The organism is Sphingopyxis sp. PAMC25046, assembly GCF_004795895.1.
Classification (GTDB): Bacteria; Pseudomonadota; Alphaproteobacteria; order Sphingomonadales; family Sphingomonadaceae; genus Sphingopyxis.
This window is the reverse complement of sequence record NZ_CP039250.1, coordinates 1,506,895-1,526,309: the sequence shown is the minus strand read 5'-3', so window position 1 is coordinate 1,526,309 and position 19,415 is coordinate 1,506,895. Positions and strand designations below refer to the sequence as shown.

17 protein-coding genes are annotated in these 19,415 nt (G+C 66.4%); 11 read left to right on the top strand and 6 right to left on the bottom strand.

Annotation, left to right across the window (positions count from 1 at the left end):
• Positions 1 to 6 precede the first annotated feature (6 nt).
• Positions 7 to 957: a phosphoribosylglycinamide formyltransferase gene (gene purN, locus E5675_RS07015; RefSeq protein ID WP_136173883.1), complete on the top strand. Its 951-nt coding sequence runs from the start codon at positions 7 to 9 to the stop codon at positions 955 to 957.
• A gap of 57 nt (positions 958 to 1,014) precedes the next feature.
• Here purN and ndk read toward each other — a convergent pair whose 3' ends face one another.
• The 3 genes from ndk to E5675_RS07000 form a co-directional block, all read right to left on the bottom strand.
• Positions 1,015 to 1,437, bottom strand: coding sequence for a nucleoside-diphosphate kinase (gene ndk, locus E5675_RS07010; RefSeq protein ID WP_054588335.1), 423 nt, complete (start codon positions 1,435 to 1,437; stop codon positions 1,015 to 1,017).
• An 86-nt stretch (positions 1,438 to 1,523) separates the two neighbouring features.
• The gene (locus E5675_RS07005) at positions 1,524 to 1,973 is read right to left on the bottom strand and encodes a DNA polymerase III subunit chi (protein WP_136173882.1); all 450 of its coding nucleotides are present in this window, start codon (positions 1,971 to 1,973) and stop codon (positions 1,524 to 1,526) included.
• Between the two features lie 19 nt (positions 1,974 to 1,992).
• Positions 1,993 to 3,438, bottom strand: coding sequence for a leucyl aminopeptidase (locus tag E5675_RS07000; RefSeq protein ID WP_136173881.1), 1,446 nt, complete (start codon positions 3,436 to 3,438; stop codon positions 1,993 to 1,995).
• 131 nt (positions 3,439 to 3,569) lie between these two features.
• Between E5675_RS07000 and lptD the strand changes: the two genes are divergently transcribed.
• From lptD to rsmA, 4 genes are all read left to right on the top strand, one after another.
• Positions 3,570 to 5,876, top strand: a complete 2,307-nt coding sequence (gene lptD, locus E5675_RS06995; protein ID WP_136173880.1) for an LPS assembly protein LptD — start codon at positions 3,570 to 3,572, stop codon at positions 5,874 to 5,876.
• 214 nt (positions 5,877 to 6,090) lie between these two features.
• Entirely contained in the window at positions 6,091 to 7,431 is a 1,341-nt protein-coding gene (locus tag E5675_RS06990; protein WP_136173879.1) for a peptidylprolyl isomerase, read from the top strand.
• Between the two features lie 38 nt (positions 7,432 to 7,469).
• Entirely contained in the window at positions 7,470 to 8,450 is a 981-nt protein-coding gene (gene pdxA, locus E5675_RS06985; protein ID WP_247594818.1) for a 4-hydroxythreonine-4-phosphate dehydrogenase PdxA, read from the top strand.
• Positions 8,447 to 9,286: a 16S rRNA (adenine(1518)-N(6)/adenine(1519)-N(6))-dimethyltransferase RsmA gene (rsmA, locus tag E5675_RS06980; RefSeq protein ID WP_247594817.1), complete on the top strand. Its 840-nt coding sequence runs from the start codon at positions 8,447 to 8,449 to the stop codon at positions 9,284 to 9,286. Before pdxA ends, rsmA begins: the two co-directional genes overlap by 4 nt.
• 4 nt (positions 9,287 to 9,290) lie before the next feature.
• Here rsmA and E5675_RS06975 read toward each other — a convergent pair whose 3' ends face one another.
• From E5675_RS06975 to guaB, 3 genes are read right to left on the bottom strand one after another with little or no spacing between them, the layout of a single operon-like run.
• Positions 9,291 to 9,821, bottom strand: coding sequence for a tetratricopeptide repeat protein (locus E5675_RS06975; RefSeq protein WP_052182159.1), 531 nt, complete (start codon positions 9,819 to 9,821; stop codon positions 9,291 to 9,293).
• 32 nt (positions 9,822 to 9,853) lie between these two features.
• Positions 9,854 to 11,044 carry an RsmB/NOP family class I SAM-dependent RNA methyltransferase gene (locus E5675_RS06970; protein WP_136173877.1) on the bottom strand — a complete coding sequence of 397 codons (1,191 nt, stop codon included), beginning with the start codon at positions 11,042 to 11,044 and terminating at the stop codon, positions 9,854 to 9,856.
• Positions 11,045 to 11,053: 9 nt separating this feature from the next.
• Positions 11,054 to 12,511: an IMP dehydrogenase gene (gene guaB / locus E5675_RS06965; RefSeq protein WP_136173876.1), complete on the bottom strand. Its 1,458-nt coding sequence runs from the start codon at positions 12,509 to 12,511 to the stop codon at positions 11,054 to 11,056.
• A gap of 259 nt (positions 12,512 to 12,770) precedes the next feature.
• On the opposite strand from guaB, the gene E5675_RS06960 reads away from it, so the two are divergent.
• The 6 genes from E5675_RS06960 to E5675_RS06935 all read left to right on the top strand — a co-directional run bounded on the left by E5675_RS06960 (position 12,771) and on the right by E5675_RS06935 (position 19,395).
• A complete protein-coding gene (locus tag E5675_RS06960; RefSeq protein WP_247594816.1) occupies positions 12,771 to 14,135 on the top strand; it encodes a sugar MFS transporter in 1,365 nt (454 codons plus the stop codon).
• Positions 14,136 to 14,157: 22 nt separating this feature from the next.
• Positions 14,158 to 15,240 carry a sn-glycerol-3-phosphate ABC transporter ATP-binding protein UgpC gene (gene ugpC, locus E5675_RS06955; protein WP_136173875.1) on the top strand — a complete coding sequence of 361 codons (1,083 nt, stop codon included), beginning with the start codon at positions 14,158 to 14,160 and terminating at the stop codon, positions 15,238 to 15,240.
• Between the two features lie 118 nt (positions 15,241 to 15,358).
• Positions 15,359 to 16,399 carry a LacI family DNA-binding transcriptional regulator gene (locus E5675_RS06950; protein WP_136173874.1) on the top strand — a complete coding sequence of 347 codons (1,041 nt, stop codon included), beginning with the start codon at positions 15,359 to 15,361 and terminating at the stop codon, positions 16,397 to 16,399.
• A gap of 22 nt (positions 16,400 to 16,421) precedes the next feature.
• Positions 16,422 to 17,690 carry an extracellular solute-binding protein gene (locus E5675_RS06945; protein ID WP_136173873.1) on the top strand — a complete coding sequence of 423 codons (1,269 nt, stop codon included), beginning with the start codon at positions 16,422 to 16,424 and terminating at the stop codon, positions 17,688 to 17,690.
• Positions 17,687 to 18,583, top strand: a complete 897-nt coding sequence (locus E5675_RS06940) for a sugar ABC transporter permease (protein ID WP_247594815.1) — start codon at positions 17,687 to 17,689, stop codon at positions 18,581 to 18,583. The genes E5675_RS06945 and E5675_RS06940 overlap by 4 nt, the downstream gene beginning before the upstream one ends.
• Entirely contained in the window at positions 18,580 to 19,395 is an 816-nt protein-coding gene (locus tag E5675_RS06935; protein WP_136173872.1) for a carbohydrate ABC transporter permease, read from the top strand. The genes E5675_RS06940 and E5675_RS06935 overlap by 4 nt, the downstream gene beginning before the upstream one ends.
• Positions 19,396 to 19,415: the final 20 nt, after the last annotated feature.

Sequence of the window (19,415 nt, the reverse complement as noted above, 5' to 3'; positions counted from 1 at the left end):
GATTTGATGGCCAAGGCCAAGGTCGCCGTCCTGATTTCGGGCGCCGGCACCAATATGGCGGCGCTGCTCTACGCGGCGAAAGCCGCCGACTGTCCGTATGAACTGGTGCTCGTCGCGAGCAATGTTCCCGACGCCCCGGGCCTCGCGCTCGCGGCCGCTGAAGGCATCGCAACTTGGGCGCTTTCGCACAAGGGCATGAACCGCGACGCGTTCGACGCGCTGGTCGACGAGCAACTGGTCGAAGCCGGGGCCGAATATGTCGCGCTCGCGGGCTATATGCGCATCCTGTCGGATGCGTTCGTCGCGCGCTGGGCCAGCCGGATGATCAACATCCACCCCAGCCTGCTGCCGCTCTACAAGGGCCTCAATACGCACCAGCAAGCTATCGACGCCGGCGACAAATTCGGCGGGTGTAGCGTGCATATCGTCACGCCCGGCGTCGACGAAGGGCCGGTGCTTGCGCAGACGCCCGTCGCGATCATGCCCGGCGATACCGCCGACAGCCTTGCGCGGCGCGTGCAGTTCGCCGAGCATCAGCTTTATCCCGCGACGCTCGCGGCGTTCGTGACGCGCGAGCGCTCGCCCGACTATTTGCGCGGGCGCGTGCGCGAACTCGCGATGGCGCTGCCCGAGGCTGACGAGGTGGTGTCGCATGGTATGCCGTGCTTCGGGATCGTGAAGGGCAAGAAATTCGCCTATTTTACCGAAGACCATCATGGCGACGGCAAGATCGCGCTGCTGGTGAAGGTCAGCGGCGCCGACGAACAGGCGGCGCTGATCGAGATGGACGAAGAGCGTTATTACCGGCCGGCCTATTTCGGGGACGGCTGGGTCGGCATCCGGCTCGATCTGGGTGACACCGACTGGGATGCGATCGGCGAATGGCTGCGCAAGAGCTGGCTGGCGGTCGCGCCGAAAAAGCTGGCAGGGCTGATGGCGGTGGCCGACGAGTTTTGACGAAAAAGGCCGCCGGATCGCTCCGGCGGCCTCTTCGTATCGGCTGGACCGATCAGCTTAGCCGACGATTTCTTCGGGCTTGAAGAAATAGGCGATTTCGATCGCCGCATTCTCGTCGCTGTCCGAACCGTGGACCGTGTTCGCTTCGATGCTTTCGGCGAGTTCCTTGCGGATCGTGCCGGGCGCGGCGTCCTTCGGGTTGGTCGCGCCCATGATGTCACGGTTCGCCTGCATGGCGTTTTCGCCTTCGAGGACCTGGACGACGACGGGGCCGCTGATCATGAAGTCGACGAGTTCGCCGAAGAAGGGGCGTTCCTTATGGACCGCGTAAAAGCCCTCGGCCTGTTCGCGGCTCATGTGGATGCGCTTCGACGCGACGACGCGGAGGCCGGCGTCTTCGAGCATCTTGGTGACCGCGCCGGTCAGGTTGCGACGCGTGGCGTCGGGCTTGATGATCGAAAAGGTGCGGGTGACCGCCATGGGAAAGCTCCTGCGTTGCTGTGTTATGTGATGCGCGCGCCTCTAGCCGCGCTTTCGCCGCACCGCAAGGACAGAGCGCGCGGGCGCTAGGGCCCTTCGGACCAGCGGCCGTTTTCGTCCTGTTTCCAGAAGCGGTTGTCGACATCGTCGCGCGCCGCGAGCGTGCGCCAGAGCGCACGGGCATCGTCGATGCGGCTGTTGTCGAAGAGGAGGAAAGTGCGATCGAACGCCAGCGCCTCGTCGCGCCACTCGCCGTCGGCGAGCGCGAGAAGGGTCGCGCGATTGGGTGGCGAGGTGTCGAGTGTGCCCGAAATCAGGATCGGCTCGATCGACTCGTCGGGCGATCCGGCGTGGCCGTGCGGCAGGAAACTGGCGGGCTGGAACGTCCAGAGCGCCTCGTCGATCGCCTGCCGCTGCATCGCCGAGGCGGCGACCACCAGCAGGCGGTCGCCATTGCCGAGGACGCGCGTGGCGAGCGCGGGGAGCACGCGTTCGACGGGGTCGCGGGTCAGCCGGTAGAAGTCGACGCGCGGCATGCTCCCTGCCCTGCTCGCCTCAGCCTTCGTGGTTCGCAGCGATATAGCGGTCGAGCAGGCGCACGCCATAGCCGGTCGCGCCCTTGGCATAGACCGGGCCGTCCTTGTCGCCCCACGCCATGCCCGCGATGTCGAGATGCGCCCAGGCGACGCCGTCCTCGACATAGCGCTTCAGGAATTGCGCCGCGGTGATCGAGCCGCCTTCGCGCGGGCCGATATTCTTCATGTCGGCGATCGGGCTGTCGATCAGCTTGTCGTAGGCGGGCGACAGCGGGAAGCGCCACAGCTTGTTGTTCGACGCCTCGCCCGCCGCGAGCAGGCCGGCGGCGAGCCCGTCGTCGTTCGCGAACATGCCGGCATATTCGTGGCCGAGCGAGATGACCATCGCGCCGGTCAGTGTCGCGAGGTCGACGATCACCTTGGGATCATAAGCTTTTTGCGCCCAGCTGATCGCGTCGCAAAGGACGAGGCGGCCCTCGGCATCGGTGTTGAGCACTTCGACCGTCTGGCCCGACATGGTGGTGACGACGTCGCCGGGGCGCATCGCATTGCCGTCGGGCATATTTTCGACGAGGCCGACGACGCCGACGACATTCGCCTTCGCCTTGCGCCCCGCGATCGCCTTGATCGCGCCCGCGACCGCGCCCGCGCCGCCCATGTCCCACTTCATCATGTCCATGCCCGGTCCGGGTTTGAGGCTGATGCCACCGGTATCGAAGGTCACGCCCTTGCCGATGAAGACGACGGGCGCCTCGCCCGGATTGCCGCCGTTCCAGCGCATCGCGAGCAGCCGCGGCGGCCGTGTCGAGCCCTGCGCGACGCCGAGCAGCGCGCCCATGCCGAGCGCCTTCATCTGGCGTTCGTCGAGGACTTCGAGTTCGACGCCGAGCTCGGCGAGGTGCTGGCAGCGTTCGACGAAGCTTTCGGGATAGAGGATGTTCGGCGGCTCGGCGACGAGCGTCTGGGTCAGCGCGACCCCCTCGGCAATCGCTTCATTTTCGGCCCAGCGCGCCGAAAGGTCGCCGTGCGGCGACGCGATCGTCACCGTCTTGAGGCTGGGCTTCGCCTTGTCGGCGAGCCGCGTGCGATAGGTGTCGAGGCGCCAGTTGCGGAGGCGCGCGCCCATCGCGAAGGCGAGGACGTCGTCGGCGTCGCTCTGCCCCGCGCTGGCGAAATCGACATGGACATGGGTGACGCCGCTCGTCTGGAGCTTCGCGGTGAGCGCGGCACCGCCGCGTTCGATATCCTGCTCGCCGCCCTCGCCGATGCCGACAAGCAGCAGGCGCTTCGCCTGTGCGCCGTCGATCGCCGCGGTCTCGGCGATCGTGCCCGCCGCGCCGTCGAAACGCGCCTGCGCCGCAGCGGCGCCGAGCAGCGCCCCGAGCGCGCCCGCTTCGCCCTTGCGGACCGGAAACGCGACGACGTCGGCAGACGCATCGATTTGCGCGACAAACTGAATGTCCATGCCTTAACTTTCTTATGCGATGATTGATTGGAACGTGGCGGACCGATAGGGGTTTCGCTTGCGAGTTGCAAAAACAAAGCTGCCGGTCCAAGCCGGGACGTATCGATTAGGGTTCGGGACAAAGGGATTAAATGAGCTGGGCTTTGTTCCATCGGGCGGCGGGTGCGCGGCCGTTCTGGCTGGCGACGGCGAGCGGACTGGCCTTGGCGGCGAGCCCGGTGCTGGCCCAGAGCGAGGCGAATCCGGCCCCGCCGGCGGAGGAAGTTGCCGGCGAACCCGATTTGCAAACTCCCGACGTCGTCCCGACGACGTCCGACGCGCCCGATACCGCGAGCGAGCAGCAGATCGGATTTGCCGCGGACAACCTCAATTACGACGGCGACACCGAAGTCGTCGTCGCTGAGGGCAACGTCCAGATGAACCGCGAAGCGATCGAAATGCGCGCGGACAAGGTGACGTGGAACCGGCAGACGGGGCAAGTGTTCGCCGAAGGCAATGTCATGATCAAGAACCCCGAAGGCGACATCGCCTATGGGGACAAGATCGAGCTGACCGACAGTTTGCGCGACGGCGTCGTCGAAAATCTGCTCGTCGTGCTTGACAACGGATCGCGCCTCGCCGCGGTCCGGGGCACGCGCTTCGACAATGGCAATATCGAGCTGGAGAACGCCGCCTATACCCCCTGCCCGGTCGAGGACGACGAAGGCTGTCCAAAGAACCCGAGCTGGCAGATCCGCGCGGTCAAGGTGATGTACGACCGGGCCAAGAACAAGGTCCGATACAAGGGCGCACGCGTCGAGATTTTCGGCCTGCCGCTGATCCCGCTTCCCGGGCTCAGCCACTCGATCAACAACGAGGCGAGCAGCGGCATATTGGTGCCCGAAATCCGGCTGGACCGGAGCAACGGCTTCGAGATCGCGGTCCCCTATTATCTACGCATTGCCCCCGATCGCGACATGACGATCACGCCGCACGTCTACACCGACGCGGCGCCGATGCTGGAAGGCGAGTTCCGTGCGCTGACCGATATCGGGTCGTTCCGTATCAACGGCTATGCGACCTATGGCTCTCTCGTTCCGCTGGTCGGAGAGGATCCGGACAGCCAGAAGAGATTCCGCGGCTATCTGGAAAGCGCGGGCAAGTTCCAGTTCGATCCGCGCTGGAGCCTCACCTATTCGGGGCGCATCGCGACCGACCGCACCTTCATGCGCCGTTACGACATCAGCCGCGATGACCGGTTGCGTTCGACCTTCGAACTCGAACGGATCGGCGGCAATAGCTATCTCTCGATCGCCGGCTGGGCGACGCAGACGCTGCGCGTCAATGATATTCAGGGCCAGCAGCCGATCGCGCTGCCGATCATCGATTATCGCCAGCGGCTAGACGATCCGCTCTTCGGCGGGCAGCTGGAGTTGCAACTGAACACGCTCGCGATCGGCCGCACCGCGGGTCAGGACACGCAGCGCGCCTTTGCCGGTGCGCAGTGGAATTTGCGCGGGCTGACCGGGCTTGGGCAGGAAATCACGCTGACCGCGCTCGTGCGCGGCGACGTCTATCACAGTGACGAGAATCTGCTGACCGCGATCCCCGGCTATCGCGGCAAGTCGGGTTGGCAGGCGCGCGGCATCGCCGCGGTCGCCGCCGACATGCGCTGGCCCTTTATCGGCGAATTCGCCGGCGGCACGCAGACGCTGACCCCGCGCGTCCAGGTTGTCGCGACGCCGCCGATCAAGAATCTCGACATTCCGAACGAAGATTCGCGCGCCTTCGACCTCGAGGACAGCAATCTCTTCGCGATCAACCGCTTCAACGGTCACGACCGGTTCGAAGATGGCGCGCGCATCACCTATGGCCTAGAATGGAATTACAGCCGCCCGGGGTTCAACATCAACAGCATCGTGGGGCAAAGCTATCGCCTGACGGACAAACCCAGCCTGTTCCCCGACGGCACCGGCCTGACCGACCGCACGTCGGATATCGTCGGCCGGACGACGATTGCGTATCGCGATTTCCTGCGCCTCACCCACCGTTACCGGCTCGACAAGGATAATCTCGCGATTCGCCGCAACGAATTCGATGCGACGATCGGCAGCCGCTCGACCTATGCCGTGGTCGGCTATTCGCGGCTCAACCGCGACATCCTGCTACTCGGCGAGGATTTGCAGGACCGCGAGGAAGTCCGTGCCGGCGGGCGCGTCGCGTTCGCGAAACATTGGTCGCTGTTCGGATCGGCGATCGTCGATTTGACCGAACAGAGCGACGACCCGCTGAGCGGTGCCGACGGGTTCGAGCCGATTCGACATCGGCTCGGGCTCGCCTATGACGATGAATGCCTGTCGATCGCACTCACCTGGCGGCGCGACTATGCCGACACCGGCGACGCGCGGCGCGGCAACAGCTTTTCGTTCCGGATCGCGTTCCGTAATCTGGGATTCTGAGGACGGGCTTCGACCGGTTGCTGTCGATCCTCCCCGGCATGGGGAGGATCGGGGACGTCCCCTCACCACCCCAAACCAAATGGCCTTCGCTCAGCCTAGGTTCAGCGTCCGCGGGCTATGCGGCGATATCAAATGGCGTCCAAGGCGGATTGCGCTGGACCATCGGGCGTGTCCGCTGATACGGAGCGTCCGGACTTTCTCGAATAGGGTAAAGATGACCAAATTTTCGACCATGACCGGCCTGATCGTCTTGGCCGCCGTCGGAGCAGCGCCCGTGCTGGCCCAGACCGTTCCCGACAGCGAAGTGCCGACGACCAGCCTCAACATTCCCGGCAATGTGCAGCTCTACGGCGATGCCAAGCCGAACGTCTATCGCCCCTCGGCGACGGTGAACGGCGAGATCATCACCGCGACCGACATCGAACAGCGCATGGCGCTGATCCGTATCGCGAACAACAATGTCGAATTGCCGCCCGAGGAAATCGAGCGGCTTCGCAACCAGGTGTTCAGCAACCTGATCGACGAGAAACTGCAGATCCAGGAAGCCAAGGCAGCCGAGATCGCGATCGATGAGAATATCGTCAACGAACAATTCGCCCGGCTCGCGACGCGTTTCAAGCAGACGCCCGAGCAGTTCTCGGAATATCTGGCGTCGAAAGGCTCGTCCGCCGCGGCGGTGAAGCAGCAGATCCGCGGCGAATTCGCGTGGGATCGCCTGTTGTCACGCAACATCCAGTCAACGACCAACGTGTCGACCGAAGAGGTCGACCTGATCGTCAAGCAGATGGAAGCGGCCAAGGGCCAGGACGAATTCCACCTTGGCGAAATCTATCTGTCGGCGACCCCGGACAATATCGCCGCGGTCAGCGAAAACGCGAAAAAGATCATCCAGGCGCTGCAGGCCGGCGGCAGCTTTGCTGCCTATGCACGCCAGTTTTCCGAAGCATCGACCGCGGTCGTCGGCGGCGACCTCGGCTGGGTGAAGGCAGGTCAGCTGCCCGCGTCGATGGGCGAGGCCGCGACGCAGATGCAGCCCGGCCAGCTCGTCGGACCGATCGAGGTGCCCGGCGGAATTTCGATCATGCTGTTGATCGACCGTCGCCAGGTGCTGACCGCCGACCCGCGCGACGCGGTGCTCAGCCTGAAGCAGATTTCGCTCGATTTCCCGGCCGGAACGACCCAGGAAAAGGCGTCCGAACTTGCCGGCAAGTTCGCCGAAACGACGCGTAGCATCGCCGGCTGCGGCGCCGCAGACGCGGTGGCGCAGCAATTGGGCGCCAGCGTCGTGTCCCGCGACAATATCGAAATGCGCGCGCTGCCTGCGCCGCTCCAGGCGACGCTCGTCAACCTCCAGGTCGGCCAGACGACGCAGCCCTTCGGTGCCGCGAACGAAGGCGTCAGCGTCCTTGTCCTTTGCGGCCGCGACATGCCGCAGACCGCGACGGCGCCCAACCTCGAGCAGATCGAGCAGAAACTGCTGGAGGACAAGGTCAACAAGCGGGCCCAGCGCTATCTGCGCGACCTGCGCCGGGACGCCGTGATCGAATATAGCTGATGTTGAGTTACGACATTCGACGTCCGGTTGCGGTCACCATGGGTGACCCGGCCGGCGTCGGCCCCGAAGTCACAGCGCGCGCATGGGCTGCGCGCGGCGAAAACTGCCTGCCTCCCTTTGTCGCGATCGGCGACATCGCCGCGGTCGAAGCGGTGTGGGACGGCCCTGTCGTGCGCGTCGGCGACATGGAGGAGGTTGTAAAAACCTTCGGCGAGGCGCTGCCCGTCTGGCATCTCGAAGACAGCGGCCCGCTGACCCCCGGATCGCCGACGGCGGCCGGTGCGACATGCGCGCTCCACGCGCTCGAAACGGGTATCGGGCTGACGCGCAATCAGGCAAGTTCGGCGCTGGTCACCGGTTCGGTATCGAAACATGCGCTACACGGCATCGGCTATACGCATCCCGGGCAGACCGAATTCATCGCCGAACGATGCGGGGTGACCGCGACCAACGCGGTCATGATGCTGGCGGGACCGTCGCTGCGCGTCGTACCGCTAACCGTGCACATCCCGCTCGCCGAGGTGCCCGAGCGGCTGACGAGCGAGTTGATCGTCGCCAAGGCGCGGATCGTCGCGCGCGGACTGCGCCGCGATTTCGGCATAGATCCGCCGCGCATCGCGCTGGCAGGGCTCAACCCGCACGCGGGCGAGAGCGGCCATCTGGGCGGCGAGGAGGAGCGGATTATGAAGCCCGCGGTCGCCCAGCTGGCGAGCGAGGGCATCATCGTCGACGGCCCGCTTGCCGCCGACGCGCTGTTCGCGCCCGGCATCCGCGATCAATATGACGCGCTGCTCTGCGGCTATCACGATCAGGCGCTCGCGCCTTTCAAGGCTTTGCATTTCCACGACGGGGTCAATCTGACGCTCGGGCTGCCGATCATCCGCACCTCGCCCGACCATGGCACCGCCTTCAATATCGCGGGTACCGGCCGGGCCGATGCAGGGCCGACGATCGCGGCGATCGCAATGGCCGCGCGCATGGCGACGGCGCGCGAGCGCGGCTGCGCCCCCGCAAAGTGACGGTCCAGCCGCGCACGCCGCTGCCGCCGCTGCGCGAGACGGTGCGCGTCCACGGCCTGTCGGCGAGCAAGGCGCTGGGGCAGAATTTCCTGTTCGACGAGCAATTGCTCGACCGGATCGCGGCGCTTCCGGGCGATCTCAACGGCGTGACGGTGTTCGAGGTCGGACCGGGCCCGGGCGGACTGACGCGCGCGCTGCTGCGCGCCGGGGCGAAGGTGATTGCGGTCGAGCGCGACGACCGCTGCCTGCCGCTGCTCGCCGAGCTGGGCGACGCCTTTCCGGGTCAGCTGACGGTGATCGCCGACGACGCGATGGCGGTCGACGTCGACGCGCTGACCGGCGGGGCTCCCTATCATATCGTCGCCAACCTCCCTTATAATGTCGGCACCGCGCTGTTCACGCGCTGGCTCGAGCCTGCTGCGTGGCCGCCACGCTGGCTATCGCTGACCTTGATGTTCCAGCTCGAGGTCGCCGAACGCATCGTCGCGCCGGTCGGGACGGGCGCCTATGGCCGGCTCGCGGTGCTCGCGCAGTGGCGCTCGAACGCGAAAATCGCGATGAAGGTGCATCGGTCGGCCTTCACCCCGCCGCCCAAGGTGATGTCGGCGATCGTCCATGTGACGCCGGGCGATCAGCCCGCGGGCATCGACCCGAAACGGCTGTCGAAGCTCACCGAAAAGGGGTTCGGCCAGCGGCGCAAGATGCTGCGGCAGAGCCTGAAGGGGGTCGAGGGTGCGGTGGCGGCGGCGGAGGCGCTCGGCATCGACCCGACGCGGCGGGCGGAAACCGTTAGCGTCGACGAGTGGGTCGCGCTGGCGCGCGCGCTCGGCGGGTAATTTCTCAGTTCTGGCCGGTGGCGGGCTTGACCGTCGCGACGACCGGCGTCGGCACCAGCGCTTCGGCGGCGACGACGCGTTTCGACGCGCTCGACGCGATCGTCTTTTCGAGCGCGGCGACCTGCGGGCACTTGGCGCCGCAGACGCGCTCGGCCTCGGCAAGCTTCTCGCGCGCGAGTTCGAGCGCGCCCTTGTCGGCGAGAGCCTCGCCCTGCCCGGTCAGCGCGACGATGTCCTTGGGTTCGAGGATCAGCGCCTCGCGATAGAGGCCGATCGCCTTGCCTGGAAGCCCCTGCGCACGCGCGACCTGGGCCAGCGCGATGATCGCCGAACGGTTGCGCGGGTCGGCGGCGAGCGCCGATTCATAAAAGTCGATCGCCTGGTCGAGATCGCCGGCCTCCTGCGCCTGATGCCCTTCCTGCTGGAGCGCGATCGAGCGAGGAAAAATGTCGTTGTCGGCGCGCTGCGCATCGGAGGCGGTCGGCAGGCTGGCCAGAACAAGACCGGCGCCAATGGCCAGAAAACTGATGCGCATCGCATTCTCCCATCGCTTCATTGCAGGCGATGCTAACATGGCGATGTCAGCCGTGCGAGAAAAAATCCGTCGCAGCCGTCGTGCCCCGGAGTCAGCAGGAAACCCGCGCCCGCGCGGCGGCCGACACTTTCGGGTAGATAGCCGGCGTCGGCCGTCCAGCCCGGACTCCGGTTCAGAAAATCATCCACCTGTGCCCGCCCCTCGCGCGCGATAACCGAGCAGACAGCATAGAGAAGTTTGCCGCCGGGCGCCACCAGATCGGCGCCGATCGCGAGCAGTTTCGCCTGATCGGCGAGGTGGCGGTCGAGGCGCGCGGGGGTGAGGCGCCAGCGCAGTTCGGGACTGCGGCGCCAGGTGCCGCTGCCCGAGCAGGGGGCATCGACGAAGACCCGCGCCGCTTTGCCCCGCCAGCCGGCGAGCATTGCGGGTTCCTGCCCGGGATTGAGCAGGCGCGTCTCGATGCGGGTCGCCCCGGCGCGCTCGGCGCGCGGCGGCAGTTGCTGGAGGCGCGCGCGGTTGGTGTCGCAGGCGAGGATGTCGGCGTCGTTGCCGGTGAACGAAGCGATGGCGAGCGTCTTGCCGCCGCCGCCCGCGCAGAGATCGACGATCGCCTGCCCCGGCGCGGCGTCCAAGGCCGCGGAGGCATATTGGCTCGCGGCGTCCTGCACCTCGAACACCCCGTCAGTATAGGCGCGATGCTGGACCGCGGCCGTTTCGGGCGGCAGGCGCCAGCCGTCCGGCGCGCCGGGGATCGCTTCGCCCTCGGGAAAGAGATCGGCAAGATCGTCGCGCCTCGCCTTGATCCGGTTGGCGCGGAGGTCGAGCGGTGCGCGCGTCAGCATCGCGTCACGCTCGTCTTCGCCGACGAGCGGATCGAAGAGACCGATCAGCGCCTCGGCGGCGAGCCCGGTTTCGGCGCGCGGTTCGTCGGCAGCGATCGGCGCGGGTCCGTAGGGCGAGCCGTCGAACAATGGGGCGAGTTCAGGCTGCGCGTCGGCAAGCGTCAGCATCGCCGCGCGGCCCGACACGGGTGCAGAACGCACGAGCCGGATCGCGCCATAGACATGGCCGCGAATCACACGGCGGTCCTTCGATCCCGCATAGCGGCGCGCGCGCATCGCCTCGGCGAAGATCGCGTCGGCCGGCGCCCCGCCCTCGCGCGCCGCGGCGGCGATGGCATCGAGAATTTCGATCGCCGTCTGGATACGCGCTGCGGGCGTCACCGGCCGGCCTCAGCCCGCCGGATAGTTCGGCGCCTCGCGCGTGATCGCGACGTCGTGGACATGGCTTTCGCGCAGTCCCGCATTGGTGATGCGGACGAATTTGGCGCGCTCGCGGAAATCCTTGAGCGTTCGGCTTCCGGTATAGCCCATCGCCGCCTTCACGCCGCCGACCATCTGGTGGATGACGTCTTTCGCGGGGCCCTTGAACGGGACCTGTCCCTCGATGCCTTCGGGGACCAGCTTCATCTGGTCCTTGATATCCTGCTGGAAATAGCGGTCGGCGCTGCCGCGCGCCATGGCGCCAACGCTGCCCATGCCGCGATAGCTTTTATAAGTGCGTCCCTGATAGAGGAAGGTCTCGCCCGGCGCCTCGGCCGTGCCCGCGAGCATGGAGCCGACCATCACGCTCGACGCGCCCGCCGCGAGCGCCTTGGCGACGTCGCCCGAGGTGCGGAGGCCGCCGTCGGCGATCACCGGCACGCCGAGTTTCGACGCGGCCTCGACGCTGTCGAGGATCGCGGTGAGTTGCGGCACGCCGACGCCCGCGACGATGCGCGTGGTGCAGATCGAGCCCGGCCCGATGCCGACCTTCACCCCGTCAGCGCCCGCGTCGATCAATGCCTTGGTCGCGTCGCCAGTCGCGACATTGCCCGCGAGCACCTGCACGCGGTTCGAGAGTTTCTTGATGCGTGCGACGGTCTCGCCGACGCCCTTGCTGTGGCCGTGCGCGGTATCGACGACGATGAGATCGCATTCGGCCTCGAGCAATGCTTCGGCGCGCTCGACGCCGCTGTCGCCGGTATTGGTCGCCGCCGCGACGCGCAGGCGGCCGTTTCCATCCTTGGTTGCATCAGGGAAATTGACCGCCTTTTCCATGTCTTTGACGGTGATCAGCCCGATACAATGATAATCGTCGTCGACGACGAGCAGTTTTTCGATGCGGCGCTGGTGCAGCAATCTGCGCGCTTCATCCTGCCCGACTCCGGCACGAACCGTCGCGAGATTTTCGGCGGTCATCAGCTCGCGCACCGGTTGGCCCGGATTATCGGCAAAGCGCACGTCGCGATGGGTCAGGATACCGACGAGCTTGCCGCCGGTTTCGACCACCGGAATGCCCGAGATCCGATGCTGGTCCATCAGCGCCGTCGCATAGGAGAGCGGCGCATCGGGGGTTATGGTGATCGGGTTGACAATCATGCCGCTTTCGAAGCGCTTGACCTGCCGCACCGCCGCCGCCTGTTCCTCGATCGTGAGATTGCGGTGAAGCACGCCGATGCCGCCGATCTGCGCCATCAGGATCGCCATGTCGGCCTCGGTCACCGTGTCCATCGCCGACGACAGGACCGGGATGTTGAGGCTGATCTCGCTGGTCAGCTGGGTCGAGAGATTGGCATCCGACGGTAGGATATCCGACGCCCCGGGCACCAGCAGCACATCGTCGAAGGTCAGGCCGGTGATGATTTCCATGGGGTGCCACTTTCTGCTGCGGGCGGCGCCTGCCCCGGATTTCAGGGCGGCACAGCGATTCGTTTGGTGGCGGCCCATGTAACCAGTCGGGCCCGCGCGCGCCAGTGGGTGACGAACGATTATTTCGCGTGATGCGGGATCATCCGCGAAGGCGCGCGAAAGGAAGGCCGCAGGGGGCAAATTGTAACCGGTTGCATTGCCTTCTGCGTCCCGTTAGACCGCCTGCATAACATAGTTTCGGCGAAGAGGATATTCCTGCATGAACGTGCCCAGCCAGGCGCCCGCAAATGGTGGCGGTCGGTCGAATGCCATGGCGGCCTTTGCCGCGGTGACCGTGCTGTTTTTCGCTTGGGGCTTCATCACGTCGCTGATCGATCCGCTGGTCGCCGCGGTAAAGGGTATCTTCACGCTGAGCGACGCCGAGGCGCAATTGTCGGCGTCGGCCTTTTTCATCGCCTATGGCCTGATGTCCTTTCCCGCCGCGGCGCTGATCGCGCGCTTTCATTCGGTGCCCTCCATCCTGACGGCGCTGTCGACGATGGTCGTCGGTTGCCTCGTCATGCTCGCGGCGGCGAACCTCGCCGTCTATCCGCTCGTGCTCGCGGGCCTGTTCATCCTCGCGAGCGGCATCACCATCCTGCAGGTCGCGGCGAACCCGCTCGCGGCGGCGCTCGGCGATCCGAGACGCAGCCATTTCCGCCTGACCTTCAGCCAGACCTTCAACAGTTTCGGCACCTTCCTCGGCCCGCTGATCGGCGCGCACCTGTTCCTCGAAGGGGTCGAGGTCAAGGAAGGTACCGTGGTGACCGAGGCAGTGCGCGCGCAGGCGCTCGGCGGGATCGACGCGGCCTATTTCTGGATCTGCGGCCTGATCATCGCCCTCCTTTTCTTCTTCTGGTTCAGCCGGCGGATCGTCAACGAAGCGGTGCCGCCCGCGCCGATCGGCGAACGCGCGGGGATGGGCGAATTGATCCGCGAGGCCTTTTCGTCACGCTGGGCGCTGCTCGGCGGCGCCGCGATCTTCCTCTATGTCGGCGCCGAGGTCGCGATCGGGACGCAGATGGCGCTGTTTCTCAACAGCGATGCGATCTGGGGCCAGTCCGACGCGCCCTTCGGCACATTCGGCTGGATCATGGGCAGCGACGGCGTTCCGGGCGTGTCGTTGCAGGAAGCGGGCAAGGCGGTCGCGCTCTATTGGGGCGGCGCGATGGTCGGCCGCGCGATCGGATCGCTCCTGCTCGCGCGTTTCTCGGCATCGAAGCTGCTCGTCATCTTCACCGCCATCGCGGCGCTGCTCTGCCTCTATATCGTGGTCGTCGGCGGGGTGAGCGCGGGCTTCGTCGCGCTGTCGATCGGCCTGTTCAACTCGATCATGTTCCCGGTGATCTTCACCCTGACGCTCGAACGCTCGACCGCGCGCGCCGAGGCGACGTCGGGGCTGCTGTGCACCGCGATCGTCGGCGGTGCGGCGATCCCCTATCTCGTCGGACAATTGTCGGACGCGGTCGGTTATAGCGCCGCGCTAGTCCTGCCCGCCACCTGCTATGTCGCGCTGTGCGTCTTTGCCATCGCCGTCGGGCGCGCACCCGCGCGGCAGGCGGGCGCGGGCGTGACGGTCCACTGAAGATCGGGGAACGCGGGGGATCATGGCCGGATTGTCGATCGAGCGCGCGCGCAAGAGCTTCGGCGCGACCGAGGTCCTGAAGGACGTGTCTATTGCGGTTGCCGACGGCGAATTCACCGTGATCGTCGGGCCGTCGGGGTGTGGTAAATCGACGCTTTTGCGATCGGTCGCGGGGCTTGAGGAGCTGACGAACGGCCGTATCCGCATCGGCGACCGCGACGTCACCAACCTCCCGCCGTCGGAGCGCGGAATCGCGATGGTCTTCCAATCCTATGCGCTCTACCCGCATCTGACCGTCTATGAGAATATGGCGTTCGGACTGCGCATCGCGAAGGCCGACAAAGCCGCGATCGACGCCGCGGTGCGCCGCGCGGCGGCGATATTGAACATCGAACCGCTGCTGGACCGCAAGCCCGCGGCATTGTCGGGCGGGCAGCGGCAGCGCGTCGCGATCGGTCGCGCGATCGTCCGCCAGCCGCAGATTTTCCTGTTCGACGAGCCGCTGTCGAACCTCGACGCCGACCTGCGCGTGCGGATGCGTTATGAATTTGCGGATCTTCACCGCCAGCTCGGCACGACGACGCTTTATGTGACGCACGATCAGGTCGAGGCGATGACGCTCGCCGACCGGATCATCGTGATGCGCGACGGACGGATCGAACAGGTCGGCGCGCCGCGCGAACTTTATGACCGGCCCGCGAATATCTTCGTCGCGCAGTTTCTGGGCACGCCGCGAATGAATATCCTGCCCGCGACGGTGGCTGAAGGCGGCCGCGCTACGCTGGCCGACGGGCGCAGCATCGCCCTGCCCCCGCTCGCTGCTGCGCCGCCGGCGGGGACGCCGCTGTCGATCGGTATCCGGCCCGAGGATATCGCGATCGGCGACGCGCCGGGCGCGCTGCCCTTTACCATCAGCTTTATCGAGCGGCTCGGCGGGCTAGCGACGCTGCATCTCGGCGGGCATGACGGCGGCGAACCGGTCGCCTGCCAATTGCGCGACGACGGCAGTTTCAGCGAGGGCGGCACAATCGCCGCATCCTTTCCGCCCGATCGGCTGCACCTGTTCGACGCCGACGGCCAAGCACTGGGAAAGGCCGGGGAATGACCTTGCCTTTCGCCTGTGTAACCGGTTACTCTGTGAGCGTTTCCGCACCCGGCGAGGTCTGGAGGAACGGCGTCGCACAAGCGGCCCGCCGCCATATGAGGGAAAGGGGGCCAGCGGCATGGCGACATTGAGGGACGTGGCCCGCGAGGCGGGGGTTTCGGTGGCGACGGCATCGCGCGCGATCAACGGGCTCGGCAATGTCACCGCACCGACGCGCGCCGCGGTGATGGCGGCGGTCAAGAAGCTGAACTTCGTGCCCCACAGCGGGGCACGCAGCCTGACGCGGCGCAAGACCGATACCGTCGGGGTAATCCTGCCCGACCTGTTCGGCGAATTCTTCTCCGAAATCATCCGCGGCATCGACCTGGTCGCGCATGAATCGGGGATGCACCTGCTGCTCGGCAATATGCACGGCAGCACGCACGAGACGGCGGCGGCGATCGCCGCGATGCGCGGCCGCGTCGACGGGCTGCTCGTCATGCCGCCCGACCTGAAGCCCGAATTGCTGGCGGACTATCTCGATCCGGCGCTGCCCACGGTGCTGCTCAATTATGATGCGGGTTCGCTCGACCTGCCCTTCGTGGCGGTCGACAATTATCGCGGCGCCTATGCGATGACCGAGGCGCTGCTGGCGCAGGGAGCGCGGCAGGTGGTTCATATCGCGGGGCCCAAGCACAACCGCGACGCGCGCGACCGCCAGCGCGGCTTCGTCGACGCGATGGCGAAGATCGCGAAGGAACGCAGTCCGGTGATTCTGCCCGGCGATTTTTCGGAGGAAAGCGGCGAGAAGGCGGCCCGGCTGCTCGTCGAGGGACAGCTCCCCGCCGATGCGGTGTTCGCCGCGAACGACCAGATGGCGGTCGGGCTGATCGCCGAACTGGCGCGCGCGGGCGTGTCGGTGCCCGGCGACGTGATGGTAGCGGGCTTCGACGACATTCCGCTCGCGCGCCACCTGAGTCCCGGCCTGACAACGATGCAGGTCAATATCGACCGGCTGGGGTCGACAGGCATGATGCTACTGCTTCGCCTGCTGCGCGGCGACGCGCTGGGCGCGGCGAGCGCGACGATCCTGAACCCGAACCTCATCGCACGCGGCACCACCGCGAGCTCGCCCGACGCCCGGCGAGCAAGTACCGCAACGGGAGCCTCGCCATCGTGAACCCCGTGGCGCGCCTTTGCCGATGCAGCTGACGCGCCGCCATATGACCGGCGCGCTCGCCGCGCTGCCCCTCGCCCCGCTGCTCGGCGGCTGCGGCGCGCGCACGAGCGATATGTTGACAATCTGGGCGATGGGAAATGAGGCGGCGAGCCTGCCCGCGCTGATCAAGGGAATCGACTGGCCGGCGGGCGCGCCGCCGATCGCGGTCCAGCCACTGCCATGGACCGCGGCACACGAGAAGTTGCTGACGGGCTTTGCGGGCGGCTCGCTGCCCAGCGTCGGGCAGGTCGGCAATAGCTGGATCGCCGAATTGGCCGCAATCGGTGCGATCCAACCGGTTCCCGCCTATGCGAAGCGGTTGCTTAGCGACCAGTTCGGCGCGGTGGTCGACACCAATCGCATCGCAGGCAAGACGTGGGGCGTTCCCTGGTATGTCGACACGCGGCTGCAATTCTATCGCAAGGACCTGTTCGCGCGCGCGGGCTATGCCGCGCCGCCGCCCGAGTGGACCGAGTGGAAGGCGGCGCTGCACAAAGTGAAGCAAGTCGCTGGCGACGGCAATTATGCGCTGCTCTACCCGCTCAACGAATATGAGCAGCTGACGACGCTCGCGCTGTCGGCGGGGGCGCGGATGCTGCGCGACGAGGGCGGACGCGGCGCCTTTTCGGAGCCCGAGTTCAAGGCGGCGCTCGCTTTCTACAAATCACTGTTCGACGATAGGCTCGCGCCGCGGTTATCGATGGCGCAGATTTCGAATGTCTGGACCGAGTTCGGGCGCGGTTACTTCAGCGTCTTCCTGTCGGGGCCCTGGACGATCGGCGACATGAAGACCCGCCTCGGCCCCGAACGGCAGGACGATTGGGGCACCGCGGCGAACCCCGGTCCGGGCGGCAACGGATCGGCGGCGCCGGGCGGGTCGAGCCTCGTCGTCTTCGCCGGGAGCGAGCATGGCAAGGCCGCGTGGGATCTGGTCGCGCGCCTCACGACCTCGGGCGCGCAGCTCGCGCTCCACGAGGCGACGGGCGACCTTCCCGCGCGGCGCTCGGCGTGGAGCGCGGCGGGGTTGATGCGCGACCCCGCGGTCGCCCCCTTTCGCGCCCAGCTCGAGCACGCGACCGCGCTGCCCAAGGTGCCCGAATGGGAGCGGATCGTCACCGAGATGCAGATTGTCGCCGAACGCATGGTGCGCGGCCAATATAGCGTCGACGAGGCCGCGAAGGAGATCGACGCGCGCGCCGACCGCCTGCTCGAAAAGCGGCGCTGGATGCTCGAGAAGGGACGGACGCTGTGAGTGCGGTGGGCCGGGCTAGCGAGACGCGCGCGGGTTGGGCGATGTCGTCGCCGGCGCTCGCGGCAATCCTGCTCTTCTTCGTGCTGCCCGCGATCGCATCGCTGTTTTTGAGCTTCACCGATTTCGACATTTACGCGCTCGCCGACATCGGAAATCTGCGCTTCGTCGGCTTCCAGAATTATGAGCGCCTGCTCGAAAATCCGCTGTTCTGGAAGGCGATGACGAACACATTGCTATTCGTCGCGATCGGCACGCCCTTCATCGTCGCGCTCTCGCTGTTCGCTGCGATGCTGGTCAATTCGCGCTGGCTCGCATGGCGCCCCGTGTGGCGCGTCGCGCTCTTCGCCCCCTATGTGACGACGCTCGTCGCCACTGCAGTGGTGTGGCGTTACCTGCTCCACACGCGCTACGGGCTGCTCAACTATCTCCTCTCCTTTTTCGGAGTGCCGCCGATCGACTGGCTGGGAAGTCCGACCGCATCGCTGCCCGCGATCCTGATCTTCGCGGGGTGGAAGACCTTCGGCTATAATATGATCATCTTCCTCGCCGCGCTGCAGACGGTGCCGCGCGAGCTCGACGAGGCGGCGCGGATCGATGGCGCGGGGTGGTTCATGCGGCTGCGCCACGTCACGCTGCCCGCGATCGCGCCGACGGTGCTGCTCGTGTCGGTGCTCACCGTCGCGGGCATGTTCCAGCTGTTCGCGGAGCCCTATGTGATGACGCAGGGCGGCCCCGCCCAGTCGACCGTCACCATCCTCTATTTCATGTACGAGGAGGGGTTCAAATGGTGGAACCTCGGGTCTGGCGCCGCGGTCGCGTTCCTTCTCTTCCTCTGCATCCTCGCGGTGACGCTGGTGCAATTGCGTCTGGCGAAGCGGAGCGGCGCGATATGAGCCTGCGCCGCTGGTCCATCACCTTGCTCGCCGCGCTCGTCGCGCTGGTCACGATCGCGCCGCTCATCTGGATGGTCTCGGTCAGCTTGATGGCGCGCGGCGAGGCGGCGCAATTCCCGCCGCCGCTGTGGCCCGCTAGCCCGACACTCGAAAATTACCGTCTGCTCTTCGGCAGCTTCGGCGTCGGCCGCTTCCTCTTCAACAGCATCCTCATTTCGACGCTCGCGACGGGGCTCGCGCTGCTGTTCACGATTCCGGCTGGCTATGCCTTCGCCAAGCTACGCTTCAAAGGCCGCGACGCGACCTTCCGCCTGCTCGTCGCGGCACTTGTCGTGCCGGGGCAGATCGGAATGCTGCCGCTGTTCCTCGAACTCAAGGCGATGGGGCTCGTCAACAGCTATGCCGGCGCGCTGGTGCCGTGGCTCGCGGGGATTTTTGGCATCTTCCTCGTCCGCCAATATTGCCTGTCGATCCCCGACGAGATGCTCGAGGCGGCGCGGATCGACGGTGCGAGCGAGGGGCAGATATTGCGCCGGATAGTACTGCCGATCCTGACTCCGATCATCGTCACGCTCACGCTTTATGTGTTCCTATCGAGCTGGAACGATTTCATGTGGCCGCTGATCATTCTCGCCGATCAGGACCTCTACACGCTGCCCGTCGCGCTCGCCGCCAACAGCCGTCAGAATGTGCAGGATTACGAGATCATGATGGCCGGCGCGGTCGTCACCACCCTTCCCGTCCTCATCCTCTTCCTCGCGCTCCAACGCTATTATCTAAGCGGGCTTCTGACCGGGAGCGTGAAGGGATGAAATTTATCAGGAGCAAATCG